Genomic DNA, 13,195 nt, shown 5'->3' with positions numbered 1-13,195 from the left:
AGATGTGTATAAGAGACAGCCTTCCAGCCGGCGCCTCCGGGGCCCTCCGCACCGCAGCCGGCGTCGCAGTGGCCCGGTTCCGCCCCGGCGAACGAGGCACCCGGCGGCTACGGCTTCCCGCAGACGGGACAGCCGCCGCAGGCACCCCAGGCGCTTCAGCCCCCTCAGGCACCCCAGGTTCCCCAGCAACCGCACCAGCAGCAGCCGCTCCCCGGTCAGCCCGGCCACCCCGGTCAGCCCGGACCCGGCGCACCGCTGCCACCTCAGGCTCACCCCCAGGCCCCCCAGGGCGCGGGCGGGTACGGCTTCCCGCCGCAGGGCGGGTACGGCTTCCCTCAGCCCGGCCAGCCGGGACAGCCGGGGCAGCCCGGACAGGCGCCCAACGCGCCGCAGCCGCCGCAGCAGCACGCCCCCTTCCCGGCCCAGGGCACCCCGAACCTCCCCGCCGCCCCGCAGCAGCCGGAAACGTACGGACAGCAGCCCCAGGCCTCCCAGGCCCAGCCGCCGCACCAACAGCAACCGCCTGTCGACCCGCGTACGGGCGGAGCCTGGCCCACCCCCGTCGCACACGACCAGCGCGAGCGGTCGGTGCCCGGCGCCCCGCTCGGGTACACGGCGGCCGTCGAGCTCTCCTCCGACCGGCTGGTGCGGGGCAAGCAGAAGGCCAAGAGCAGCCGTAACCCCTCCGCCGCCTCCCGGTTCAAGCTGGGCGGCAAGAAGGAGGAGGCCGAGCGGCTGCGCAAGCTGGAGCTGATCCGCACCCCGGTGCTGTCCTGCTACCGGATCGCCGTCATCAGCCTCAAGGGCGGTGTCGGCAAGACCACCACGACGACCGCGCTGGGTTCGACGCTGGCCACCGAGCGGCAGGACAAGATCCTCGCCATCGACGCCAACCCGGACGCCGGCACGCTGGGCCGACGGGTGCGCCGCGAGACCGGGGCGACCATCCGCGACCTGGTGCAGGCGATCCCGTACCTCAACTCGTACATGGACATCCGGCGGTTCACCTCGCAGGCGCCCTCCGGTCTGGAGATCATCGCCAACGACGTGGACCCGGCGGTCTCCACGACGTTCAACGACGAGGACTACCGGCGCGCGATCGAGGTGCTCGGCAAGCAGTACCCGATCATCCTCACCGACTCGGGCACCGGACTGCTCTACAGCGCGATGCGCGGGGTGCTCGACCTCGCCGACCAGCTGATCATCATCTCGACGCCCTCGGTCGACGGCGCGTCCAGCGCGTCGACGACGCTGGACTGGCTCTCGGCGCACGGCTACGCCGACCTGGTGCAGCGTTCGCTCACCGTCATCTCCGGCGTCCGCGAGACCGGCAAGATGATCAAGGTGGACGACATCGTCCAGCACTTCGAGACGCGCTGCCGCGGAGTCGTCGTCGTGCCGTTCGACGAGCACCTGGCGGCGGGCGCCGAGGTCGACCTCGACATGATGCGGCCCAAGACCCGTGAGGCGTACTTCCACCTCTCGGCGCTGGTGGCCGAGGACTTCGCGCGGGCGCAGCAGCAGCAGGGGCTGTGGACGGGGGACGGCCAGAACCCGCCGCCGCAGTTCGCCCCGCCGATGCCCGGCCGGCAGGGCTACCCGGCACCCGCCCAGCCGATGCCGGGACAGCAGGGCGGCCCCGGTCAGCACGCTCCCGGACAGCAGGTCCCGGGCCAGCAGCCGTACGCACCGCAGCAGCCCGGCCCCGGCCAGCCCTATCCGCAGCACCAGCCGCAGCCGCAGCACCCCGGGCAGCCTCAGCAGGGGCAGCAGGGGCCGTACGCCCAGCAGCAGCCCTACGGCGGACAGCCGCCGTACGGGGGATATCAGGCGGCCGGTCAGCCCGGTAGCCCCTATCCTCCGCAGGCGCCGCAGGGCGGACCGCAGAACGGGTGGCTCCAGGCGCCTCCCCCGCAGGCCGGGCCGGTCGCGCCCGGGGCCGGTACGCCGCAGCCGGAGCAGCAGGGCGGGCAGGCCAACCCGGCAGGCCAGCCCGAGTCGCAGGGCCCGGTGCCTCCCGCCGGCTGGCAGCAGACGCCTCCGCAACCGCCGCCGGCGCCTCAGCAGTAGGGCCGAAGTGGTGTAGACCAATGGGAGTAAGCGCAGGGCCGATGAAGGGCTCGCACCGCTCGCGCGGTGCGGGCCCTTCCGCTATTCCCGCAGCCCACACGCTGTTTGACTGACCGTTGACGAGCCTCGACCACCGCTGATAAACCTTCGCTTCACCAACTGGCGAACCAGAGATCTACCCGCCTTCTTCAGCGAGTGATGACGCGAGGTCCCCGTCCATGGTCACTAGAGTTCCCCACCACTCCACCCGGCCACGCCGGCGCCTGCGCCTCCTGCTGGCCTCCGGCGTGGCCGCCCTGGCACTCACCGCCGGATCCGTCGTTCCCGGAAACCTGCTCGCGCCCGCCCCCTCCGAGGCCCGCGCGGACGACGGGAAGACGACGCTCACGGTCGCCGTCGCGCAGAGCGTCGACTCGCTCAGCCCGTTCCTGGCGCAGCGGCTGCTCAGCACGAGCGTCCTGCGGCTGATGTACGACTTCCTCACCAACTACGACCCCAAGGACAACAAGGCGATCCCGGGCCTCGCCACCGCGTGGGAGCCCTCCGCGGACAAGCTGACGTGGACGTACACGATCCGCTCGGACTCGAAGTGGTCCGACGGGCAGCAGGCCACCGCCGAGGACGCGGCCTGGACGTTCAACAAGATGATGACGGACGAGGCCGCCGCGACCTCCAACGGCAGCTTCGTCGGCAACTTCGAGAAGGTGACCGCCCCCAGCAAGGACAAGCTGGTCATCAAGTTGAAGGAGCCGCAGGCCACGATGGCCGCGCTCGACGTGCCGATCGTCCCGAAGCACCTCTGGGAGAAGGTCGGCGACTTCTCGAAGTTCAACAACGACAAGAAGTTCCCCATCGTGGGGAACGGTCCGTTCATCGTGACGGACTACAAGGTCGACAGCTATGTGAAGCTGAAGGCCAACAAGGACTTCTGGCGCGGGTCTCCCAAGTTCGACGAACTGGTCTTCCGCTACTACAAGGACCAGGACGCGGCCGTGGCCGCCCTGCGCAAGGGCGAGGTGTCGTTCGTCGCGGGCAGCCCCAGCCTGACCCCGGCCCAGTCCGCCTCACTGAAGAGCGCCCCGGACATCAAGGTGAACGACGCCCCGGGCCGCCGCTTCTTCGCGCTCGCCGTCAACCCCGGAGCCCGTACCAAGGACGGACAGGAGTTCGGCGACGGGCACCCGGCGCTGCTGGACCAGAAGGTGCGGCACGCGCTGTTCATGACGGTCGACCGCAAGACCATCATCGACAAGGTCTTCCAGGGCCACGCCGTCGAGGGCGAGGGCTACATCCCGCCGCGCTTCGGCGACTACTTCTGGAAGCCGTCGGCCGACCAGAAGCTCGCCTACGACCCGGCGAAGGCCGCGGCCCTGCTGGACGAGGCCGGGTACAAGAAGAACGGCGCGGGCAAGCGCGTCGGCAAGGACGGCAAGCCGCTCGACTTCCGCATCCTCTGCCACGCCACCGACCCCAACGACAAGGCGATCGGCAAGTACCTCCAGGAGTGGTGGGGCGAGCAGGGCATCGGACTGAAGGTCGACTGCCGCGACAACGTTTCCGACCCCTGGTACGCCGGTGAGTACGACCTGGCCTTCGACGGCTGGTCCGTCAACCCCGACCCCGACTTCGTCCTGTCGATCCACACCTGCGCCGCCCTGCCGACCAAGGCGAAGGAGACGGCCTCGACCGACAACTTCATCTGCGACAAGCAGTACGACGAGCTCTACAAGAGGCAACTGGCCGAGTACGACCCCGCCAAGCGGGCGGATCTGGTCAAGCAACTGGAGTCGCGGCTGTACGACACCGGGTACATGAACGTCATGGCGTACCCGAATGCCGTCGAGGCCTACCGCACCGACCACATCGAGTCCATCACCACCATGCCGTCGGCCGCGGGCAACATCTACGGGCAGGACGGCTACTGGAGCTGGTGGTCGGCGGTCCCGGCCGCCGGGGCCTCCTCGTCCGGTTCCTCCGACTCCGGTGGCTCCTCCACCGGGGTGCTCATCGGGGTCGGGATCGCCGTCGTCGTCCTCGCCGGTGGCGGACTCCTGTTCGCCATGCGTCGCCGCTCCACCGCGGAAGACCGTGAATAGTCCATGAGCTCAGAAACCACTCCCGCCCTGCTGAAGGGCGCGGCGGGCGTGGAGAGCACCGAATCCGGCGGCCCGGCTCCGGCCGGGCCGTCGGCCCGCTCCCCACGCTCCCGCTCCACGGCCGCCTACGCCCGCTACGCGGCGGGCAAGCTCGCCGGGGCGGCCGTCTCCCTCTTCACCGTCCTCGTCACCAGCTTCTTCCTCTTCCGGCTGATCCCCGGCGACCCGGTCAAGCAGATGACCGGCGGCCGTCAGGTGTCGACCGAACAGATCGCGGCGATGCGCCGCGAGTTCGGCCTCGACCTGCCGCTGTGGCAACAGTTCACCCAGTACTGCGGCAAGGCGCTGACCGGCGACTTCGGTACGTCGTACCAGTTCCGCGCCCCGGTCGTCGACAAGATCGCCGAGGCGCTGCCCGCCACCCTGCTGCTGACCGCTACCGCCTTCGTGATCTACACGCTGCTCGGCATCTGGCTGGGCGCGCGCTCCGCGTGGCGCAACGGCAGTACCGGGGACCGTGCCAACACCGCCTTCGCGCTGACGCTGTACTCGGTGCCCTCGTTCTGGCTCGGCCTGCTCCTGATCATCACCCTGTCGGTGGGCATCGGCCCGATCCCCGGGCTCTTCCCGACCGGCGGCATGGAGTCCGGCAACACCGAGGGCTTCGACCGGGTGCTGGACATCGCCCACCACATGGTGCTGCCCGTCATCACGCTCGTCGCCGTGGAGTACGCGCGCACCCTGCTGGTGATGCGCTCCTCGCTGCTGGACGAGATGGGCAGCGACTATCTGACGACCGCCCGCGCCAAGGGTCTGCGCGACGACCTCGTACGCCGGAAGCACGCCGTGCCGAACGCGATGCTGCCGACCGTGACGCTGCTCTTCGTGAACCTCGGCACGACCGTCGCTGGGGCGATCCTGGTGGAGACGGTGTTCTCCTGGCCGGGGCTCGGCGGCCTGTTCTACCAGGCGCTGAGCGTGCCCGACCTGCCGTTGGTGCAGGCGCTGTTCTTCGTGTTCGCCGCAGCGGTGATCCTGATGAACACGCTGGCCGATGTGATCTATCCGCTGCTCGATCCCCGGGTGGGCCGATGACGACGTCGATGGAGAAGCCCTCCGAGCCGCAGCGGCCGGATGCGGGGAAGCCTTCCGAACAGCCGGAGGTGAAGGCGGAGCAGTCGGTGCCGCCGGCGAGCCCGCGCGCCCTCACCCGGGCCCGGCGGCGGCAGGCGGTGCTCCGCTTCTGGCGGCAGTACCGCACGCACCGCGCCGGTCTCGTCGGGCTCGCCGTGCTCGCGGTGATCGCCCTGCTCGCGCTGACCGCCCCGCTGCTGGTGGGAGCCGACTCGCAGAGCGTGACCAACTCCCCGGGCGGCCCGATGGAGGCGCCGAGCGGAGAATTCCCGCTCGGCACCGACCAGTTCGGCCGCAGTCTGCTGGCCCTGATGCTCTGGGGCACCCGGGTCTCGCTGACGGTCGGCCTGCTCGCCGCCTTCCTGTCCGTGGCGATCGGCACCCTCATCGGGATCACCGCGGGCCACTTCAAGGGCTGGTACGCCACCGTCATCATGCGGGTCACCGACTGGTTCCTGGTGATGCCGACCCTGGTGCTGGCCATCGCCCTGGCCACGGTCCTGTCCCGGTCGGTGTGGACGACGATCCTGGCGATCGGCGTGACGACCTGGCCGACGACCGCCCGTCTGGTCCGCGCCCAGACGCTGTCGGTCGAGTCCCGCCCGTACATCGAACGTTCCCGGGCGCTCGGCGGTGGGCACGGCCACATCATGTCCCGTCACGTCCTGCCCAACGTGATGCCGCTGGTGCTGGCCCAGACCACGCTCGTGATCTCCACCGCCATCCTCACCGAGGCGACCCTCGCCTTCCTCGGGCTCGGCGATCCCACGATCGTCTCCTGGGGCGGTCTGCTCCAGGACGCCCGCGAGGCCGGCGCGGTCAGCTCCGGCAACTGGTGGTACCTCGCTCCGCCCGGACTCGCCATCGCCGTGGTCGCCCTCGCCTTCACCCTGTGCGGCCGCACCATCGAGTCCGTGCTCAACCCCAAGCTGGGGGTGTCCCGTTGACCGCCACGACCACGACCACCACGCCGAACCCGGACCCGGCCGGCTCCCCCGACCCGACGAGGCCCACCGGCGATCCGCCACTCCTGGAGGTGCGGAACCTGACCGTCACCTACGGGGGCGGGGCCGACGCCGTCCCCGCCGTACGGGGTGTCGATCTACGGGTCGAGGCCGGGCAGAAGCTCGGCATCGCCGGGGAGTCCGGCTGCGGCAAGTCGACGCTGGCCCTCGCGCTGCTGCGGCTGCTGCCCGCGACGGCCACGCTGTCCGGCGAGATCCTCCTCGACGGCGAGGACGTCCTGACCATGAAGTGGGGGCGGCTGCGGGCCGTCCGCTGGGCGGGCGCGTCGATCGTCTTCCAGGGGGCGATGCACTCGCTGAACGCCGTGCACCGGGTCGGGGACCAGATCGCCGAGCCGATCCTGCTCCACAGCAAGGCCACCCCCGCCGCCGCCCGCAGGCGGGCCGGTGAGCTGCTGGAGCAGGTGGGACTGCCCGCCGCCCGGGCCCAGGCCTATCCGCACGAGCTGTCCGGCGGGCAGCGGCAGCGCGTGATGATCGCCATGGCGCTGGCCTGCGATCCGCGGCTGATCGTCGCGGACGAGCCGACCACCGCCCTCGATGTGATGATCCAGGCGCAGATCCTGCGGCTGATCGAGGCGCTCGTCGCGGACCAGGGCGTCGGGCTGATCATGATCAGCCACGACCTCGCGGTGCTCGCCGACACCTGTGACCGGCTCTCGGTGATGTACGCGGGCCGGGTCGTCGAGGAAGGCCCCGCCCGGCAGGTGTACGCGGACGCCCGCCACCCGTACGGCAAGGCGCTCTCCGCCGCGTTCCCGAAAATCGGGGACCTCTCCTCCCGGCACGCCCCGCGCGGCCTGCCGGGAGACCCGCCGGACCCATCGGCGCTGCCGGGCGGCTGCACCTTCCATCCGCGGTGCCCGGTGGCGCTCGACTCCTGCGCCACCGAGGACCAGGAGCTGCGGGACGCCGGGACCGGGCGCCGGGCCGCCTGCGTCCTGGTGGACGCGCCCGCCCCCGCCGGGGCCGACGACACGAGGAGCACGACATGAGCACCACCCCTCCGGCCGGCGCCGCTTCTCCGGCGGGCCCCCCTCCGGCCGGCGCCGCTCCCCTGCTCAGCGCCGAGACGCTGAAGGTCGCCTTCCCCGGCCGGCGTGGGGCGGCCACCGCCCGCGCCGTCGACGGCGTCGACCTCGACATCCGGCCCGGCGAGATCGTCGCCCTGGTCGGCGAGTCCGGCTGCGGCAAGACGACGCTCGCCCGGTCGCTGCTCGGCCTGGTCGCGCCCACCTCGGGGCGGGTCACCTTCGGCGGCGCACCGCTCGTCTATACGGGCCGGGCGCTCAAGGCGTACCGAAAACGCGTGCAGTTGGTCCTCCAGGACCCGAGCGGCTCGCTCAACCCCCGGCACACGGTGTACGACGCGGTCGCCGAGGGGCTGCGCATCCACGGGTACGCCGGGGACGAGCGGGCCGCCGTCTCCGGGGCCCTGTCCCGGGCCGGGCTGCGGCCGCCCGAGCGGTTCTTCCTGCGCTTCCCGCACGAGCTGTCGGGCGGTCAGCGCCAGCGCGTCGTGATCGCCGGGGCCCTGGTGCTGGAGCCGGAGCTGATCGTGGCCGACGAGCCGGTGGCGTCGCTGGACGCGTCGGTACGGGGCGAGATCCTGGCGCTGCTCCTGCGCCTGAGGAACGAGCTGGGGCTCTCGGCGCTGGTCGTCACCCACGACCTGGGGCTCGCCTGGAACATCGCGGACCGGGTGGCGGTGATGTATCTGGGCCGGATCGTCGAGACGGGCCCGGTCGAGCAGCTGCTCACGGCCCCTCGGCACCCGTACACGCGGGCCCTGCTGTCCGTGCTCCCGGAGGCGGAGGGCGAACCGGTCGTGCTGGCCGGGGAGCCGCCGGACCCCTCGCAGGTGCCCCCCGGCTGCCGGTTCCACGTCCGCTGCCAGGTCCTGGCCTCGGGCGAGGCGGAGCGGGCGGGGGTGGCGGAGGCATGCCGCACGGTCGATCTGCCGGTGCTGAGCGGCGGCGGGGACACCCAGGTGGCGTGCCACTGGGCGGCGGCGTGCGGCGGGGAGGACCGGGGCGGGCCCGCCGCCGAGGCGCCCGCCTGAGGCAGGTGCTGTTCAGCGGGTCCGGTAGCGGGTGTAGATCAGTCCGGTGGCAAAGGCGCGCTCCTCGACCAGTTCGAGGTCGAGGCGCACGCCGTCGGGGAAGAACCGCTTGCCGCCGCCGACCACGCTCGTGGTGATGAAGAGGTGGTACTCGTCCACCAGGCCGGCCGCGATGGCCTGGGCGGCGAGGTTCGGGCCGTCGACGGTGAGGTCGTGTTCGGCCTCGGCCTTGAGCCGGCGCACCGCGTCCGGGTCGAAGGTCCGCTCGATCCTGGTTCTCTCGCCGGCCACCTCGTCGAGCGTCGTGGAGTACACGACCTTCTCCGCGGCCTGCCAGTCACGGGCGTACTGCAGGATGTGCGGTGGCTGGTCGGGCTCCGTGTGCGCGGTCTCCCAGTAGACCATCGTCTCGTACATCCGCCGGCCGTAGAGGTACGTGCCGACAGGGCGGAAGAGGTCGCCGACGAAGGTGTGCACCTCCGGATCCTCGGCCCCGGCGCCGAGGCTGCCCTCCGCCGCCTCGGCGTAGCCGTCGAGCGAGGTGATCATGGAGTAGATGAGCTTGGCCATGGGGTCCTCCGGTACGAGCGGCTCGGTCCGCGGCCGCTTCCGGGGTGATGACCTCCGGACGGCCCGGAACTCATCGGTCCCGGTGGATCGCCCCCGTCAGCTCGCCGAGCGGGCGGCCCGTGCCGCCCCAGCGGTGCTGGATGATCTCGGCGGCGATGGAGACGGCCGTCTCCTCCGGCGTACGGGCTCCGAGGTCGAGGCCCACGGGTGAGGCGAGGCGCGCGAGGTGCGCCTCGTCCACCCCGGCCGCGCGCAGCCGGGCCAGCCGGTCGCGGTGCGTGCGGCGGCTGCCCATCACCCCGATGTACGCGGCGGGCGTGCGCAGGGCCGCGACGAGCAGGGGCACGTCGAACCTGGGGTCGTGGGTGAGCACGCAGATCGCGGTGCGGGCGTCGACCTCGGTGGACTCCAGGTAGGTGTGCGGCCAGGCGCGGACGACCTCGTCCGCCGTGGGGAAGCGCTCCCGGGTGGCGAAGGCGGGGCGGGCGTCGCAGACGGTGACCCGGTAGCCGAGGAACGAGCCGATGCGGGCGGTGGCCGCCGCGTGGTCGATCGCGCCGAAGACGAGCATGCGGGGCGGCGGGGCGTACGTCCGGAAGAAGACGGCGACCTCCTGCATCCGGCGCTGGCCCCGCGCCCCGTACCACTGGATCCCGGTGCGCCCCTGGGCCAGCAGCCCCCGGGCGTCGTCGGTGGCGGCGGCGTCCAGCCCTTCGGAACCGAGAGTGCCACGGCTGGCAAGGGTGTCGGCGGGCCGGACGACCAGGCGGGCCCCGGTCTCCGCGCCGGACAGGACCGTGGCCTCGGCCACCGGCAGATCGGCGGCGATCAGGTCCAGGACGGCCGCGAGATCCTCGCGCTCGGCGGCGGTCGCACAGGCGCGCACCAGTACCTCGATCGTGCCGCCGCAGGTCAGGCCGACACCGAACGCCTCGTCGTCGCTGATTCCGTACGACACCACGCGCGGCCCCGCCCCGGCGAGCACCTCGCGGGCGACCTCGTACACATCGCTCTCGACACAGCCTCCGGAGACACTGCCGACCACCGCCCCCGCCGCGTCCACGGCCAGCACGGCGCCGGGGTCGCGGGGCGCGCTGCCGTGCACGGCGACGACGGTCGCCAGGGCGAAGGGGATGCCGTCGGAGCACCGGGCACGGAGGTCGGGCAGGATGTCGCGCACCCTGTCAGCATCCGTCGTCCCCGGGCGCGGCGCACGGCCGAGGGGTACGTCAGTGGGTGCCGTCGTACGCGGCGGTCAGCTCGGCGGAGCGCTTCACATCGGCGGCCATGGCGACCAGAAGGTCGTCGATCGAGTCGAACTTCAGCATGCCCCGGACGTACGCGAGGAAGTCGACGGCCACGTGCAGCCCGTACAGGTCCAGGTCGACGCGGTCGATGGCGTACGCCTCGACGGTCCGCTCGACGCCGTCGAACTGCGGGTTCGTGCCGACCGAGATCGCGGCGGGCATCGACTCGCCGGCCACCTCCAGCCAGCCGGCGTAGACGCCGTCGGCGGGGATCGCGGTGTGCGGCAGGGTCTCGACGTTGGCCGTCGGGAAGCCCAGCTCGCGACCGCGCTGCGCGCCGCGGACCACGATGCCCTCGACCCGGTGCGGGCGGCCGAGGATCTCGGCGGCGCCGGCGACGTCGCCCTCGGCGACGAGCCGGCGGGTGAGCGTGGAGGAGAACGGCTGTCCGCCGCCCGCCTCGCCGGTGACGTACAGGTCGATGACCTCGACGGTGTAGTCGTAGGTGGCGCCCAGCTCGGTCAGCAGCGCGACGTTCCCCGCGGCCTTGTGGCCGAAGCGGAAGTTGGGGCCCTCGATGACGGCCTTGGCGTGCAGCCGGTCGACGAGGACCTTCGCGATGAAGTCGGCGGGCGACAGCTTGGAGAACTCGGCGGTGAACGGCAGGATCAGCAGGGCGTCCACGCCCAGCTCCGCCATCAGCTCGGCGCGGCGGTGGTGCGGGGCGAGCAGCGGCGGGTGGCTGCCGGGGCGGACGACCTCGCTGGGGTGCGGGTCGAAGGTGACGACGACGGAGGGAACGCCCAGCTCACGGGCGTGCTCGACGGCCCGGCCGATGATCAGCTGGTGTCCGCGGTGCACGCCGTCGTAGGAGCCGATGGTGACGACGCTGCGCCCCCAGTCCTGGGGGATGTCCTCCAAGCCACGCCAGCACTGCACTGTGACCGCTCCTCGCCCGAACCTGTGTACGTGTGTATGTCGATTACGCAGGTCTAAGACTGCCATGCTCACGTCCCGCCGCCTGCATCGGCATCGGCATCGGCTGACGTGATGTCTCCAACGCCTCGACCGTACGCCGGGCGCTCGGGCCCACGACCGCCGCCCACTCCTGTGGGGCGTCGGCCAGCCAGCGGGTGACGAGGGCGGCGAATCCGGGCACGTCCCGGGCGAGTTCGACCAGGCCCCGGTCGAAACGGGCGGCGCCTTCGGGGGTGCGGACCAACAGCATCCCGGTGCGGTGGACGAGCGCGCGCGTACGGATCTCCGGGCGGCGCTCCGAGCCCTCGGCCGCGGCCCGCAGCAGGGCCTCCAGCACATCCGGGTCCCGGCCGGTGACCTGCTCGAACTCCAGCAGGACCTCCAGCAGCTCCGCCCGCAGCGGCCGGGACGCGGCGCTCCCGGCCCCGGCGAGGACCCGGGCGAGCGCGGCGCGCACCGGCGGCGGTGCGGGGCGGTCCCGCAGCAGCCCGGTCACCAGGGGCAGGAGAAGTGCCCGAGCCGCGGGACCGTGCTCCAGGCGGAGGTCGACGTACTCGGCGGCGTGCGTGCCGTCCTCGGGATGGGCGTCGATGTACTCCCGTACGAGTCCGGCGACGTGCAGCGCGAGCGCGGGCGTGTCGAGGCCGGCCAGCGCCCGCAGCACCGCGCCCCCACCGTCCCCGGGGCGGGCGAGGCGGGCGCGGAGAGCGGCGAGGACCGGCTCCTGGTGGGCGGGGAACACCTCGGCGAGCAGCTCGACGGGCAGTCGGGGGTCTCCGGCGGCGAACGCGCGCAGGGCCGCCGGGAGATGGTGCTTCCCGGCCACCGGATCGCGGACGAGGAGGGTGAGGGCGGCGGCGTGCAGGGCGGCGTCCTCCGGGCGGTCCAGCAGCACGAGAGCGGCGGAGCGCAGCAGGGCCCGGTCGCCCTCGGCGGTGACCCGCTGCTGGAGGAGTCCGGCGTAGCGGGCGGCGGCGGCACGACGGGCCAAGCGGTCCTCGTCGCGGGCCCAGCGCTCCACGGCCCGGCAGAGCGCGGTGGGCTCGTCCTCGGCGAGGGCGAGCAGCAGCTCCCCGGCGCGCTGGTGCGGGGTGGCGATCAGCGCGTCGGCCAGGTCGTCGGGGGCGAGGTCGCGGCGGGCGTACAGCAGGGCCTGCGCGGCGGCGGCGACCGTGGGGCGCAGCGGGACGTCCGGGGCGTCGGGGCCCACGAGCAGCGGGCGTTCGTCGGTGAACCAGCGGCACAGCAGCGGCTGCACGGCCGGGGCGTCGAGGGCGAGGCGGCGGGCGACCGCGTCCAGATAGCGCTCGTCGCCGTCGGTGCGGGGCAGCCCGTCGGCGGGCACGAGACGCCGGAGCAGGTCGATCCGGTCCTCCTCGGGCAGGCGCAGTCGCCGCCAGAACCAGGGCCCGAACTCCCCGTACGCCCCGAGGTCCCCGGGCCCGTCGGGGGCGGCGGAGTGCCGGGTGATGCGGCCGGCGAGGACCCGCAGCACGCCGAGGTACGGGCGGGCGTCGGGCACCCGCAGCAGGCTGCCGCCCAGCAGGTGGGCCGCCCACCAGGCGGCGTCCTCGTCGCGCGGGCCCTCGTCGGTCCGCAGCCGGTCCAGCGCCTCGATCAGGTCGGCCATCCGGTGCGCGAGCGCGGCCGTGCCCTGGCGGCGGCCGAGGAGCACCATGGCCTGGATCACCGGCCCGATGCGATGCCGGGGCACGGGCAGACTGCGGGGTTCGCCGACGGTACGGGGGTGCGGCGTCCGGTCCGGGCCGCCGCTCCCCCGGTGCCAGCGGTGCACCAGGGAGCGCAGGGCCGCGTCCAGGTCCAGGTGGGCGCCCTGCACCCAGTCGCCGAGCTCCTCGTGGGCGAAGCGGTAGCCCGCCCCGGCGGGGACGAGGAGGCCCTCGGTGAGGACGGCGGAGGCCCAGCCGGTGCGCCAGGGGAAGATCTCCTCGAACGCCGCCCGGTCCAGCTCGCCCTGGCCCGGACCCAGGCAGCGGCGGGCCGCCTCGTGGA

Annotated in this window: 8 protein-coding genes and 2 pseudogenes; 6 read left to right on the top strand and 4 right to left on the bottom strand. The window is 72.9% G+C overall.

What is annotated here, in order from left to right:
* Positions 1 to 18 precede the first annotated feature (18 nt).
* From CR470_RS28185 to CR470_RS28160, 6 genes and pseudogenes are all read left to right on the top strand, one after another.
* Positions 19 to 2,070, top strand: a pseudogene (locus CR470_RS28185) (AAA family ATPase); the annotation flags it as partial.
* A gap of 218 nt (positions 2,071 to 2,288) precedes the next feature.
* Positions 2,289 to 4,166 (top strand): ABC transporter substrate-binding protein, encoded by a 1,878-nt coding sequence (locus CR470_RS28180; RefSeq protein ID WP_097870323.1) that lies wholly within the window; start codon positions 2,289 to 2,291, stop codon positions 4,164 to 4,166.
* Between the two features lie 3 nt (positions 4,167 to 4,169).
* Complete coding sequence (locus CR470_RS28175; RefSeq protein ID WP_097870322.1) at positions 4,170 to 5,261, top strand: ABC transporter permease; 1,092 nt, start codon at positions 4,170 to 4,172, stop codon at positions 5,259 to 5,261.
* Positions 5,258 to 6,247 carry an ABC transporter permease gene (locus tag CR470_RS28170; RefSeq protein ID WP_179892389.1) on the top strand — a complete coding sequence of 330 codons (990 nt, stop codon included), beginning with the start codon at positions 5,258 to 5,260 and terminating at the stop codon, positions 6,245 to 6,247. The genes CR470_RS28175 and CR470_RS28170 overlap by 4 nt, the downstream gene beginning before the upstream one ends.
* Positions 6,193 to 7,320: an ABC transporter ATP-binding protein gene (locus tag CR470_RS28165; protein ID WP_373561447.1), complete on the top strand. Its 1,128-nt coding sequence runs from the start codon at positions 6,193 to 6,195 to the stop codon at positions 7,318 to 7,320. The genes CR470_RS28170 and CR470_RS28165 overlap by 55 nt, the downstream gene beginning before the upstream one ends.
* The gene (locus CR470_RS28160) at positions 7,317 to 8,387 is read left to right on the top strand and encodes an oligopeptide/dipeptide ABC transporter ATP-binding protein (RefSeq protein ID WP_257138941.1); all 1,071 of its coding nucleotides are present in this window, start codon (positions 7,317 to 7,319) and stop codon (positions 8,385 to 8,387) included. The genes CR470_RS28165 and CR470_RS28160 overlap by 4 nt, the downstream gene beginning before the upstream one ends.
* A 12-nt stretch (positions 8,388 to 8,399) precedes the next feature.
* Here the strand turns inward: CR470_RS28160 and CR470_RS28155 are convergent, their stop codons facing one another.
* From CR470_RS28155 to CR470_RS28140, 4 genes and pseudogenes are all read right to left on the bottom strand, one after another.
* Positions 8,400 to 8,957 (bottom strand): dihydrofolate reductase family protein, encoded by a 558-nt coding sequence (locus tag CR470_RS28155; RefSeq protein WP_097870320.1) that lies wholly within the window; start codon positions 8,955 to 8,957, stop codon positions 8,400 to 8,402.
* Positions 8,958 to 9,027: 70 nt separating this feature from the next.
* Positions 9,028 to 10,137, bottom strand: coding sequence for an XdhC family protein (locus CR470_RS28150; RefSeq protein ID WP_097870319.1), 1,110 nt, complete (start codon positions 10,135 to 10,137; stop codon positions 9,028 to 9,030).
* A 49-nt stretch (positions 10,138 to 10,186) separates the two neighbouring features.
* Positions 10,187 to 11,143: a bifunctional riboflavin kinase/FAD synthetase gene (locus CR470_RS28145; RefSeq protein WP_097870318.1), complete on the bottom strand. Its 957-nt coding sequence runs from the start codon at positions 11,141 to 11,143 to the stop codon at positions 10,187 to 10,189.
* A 43-nt stretch (positions 11,144 to 11,186) separates the two neighbouring features.
* Positions 11,187 to 13,195: pseudogene (locus CR470_RS28140) on the bottom strand (serine protease); the annotation flags it as partial.

Origin of the sequence: Streptomyces sp. rh34 (assembly GCF_002551245.1) — a bacterium.
Taxonomy (GTDB): Bacteria; Actinomycetota; Actinomycetes; order Streptomycetales; family Streptomycetaceae; genus Streptomyces.
The sequence above is the reverse complement of the archived record's forward strand: the minus strand, read 5'-3'. Positions and strand labels throughout refer to the sequence as shown.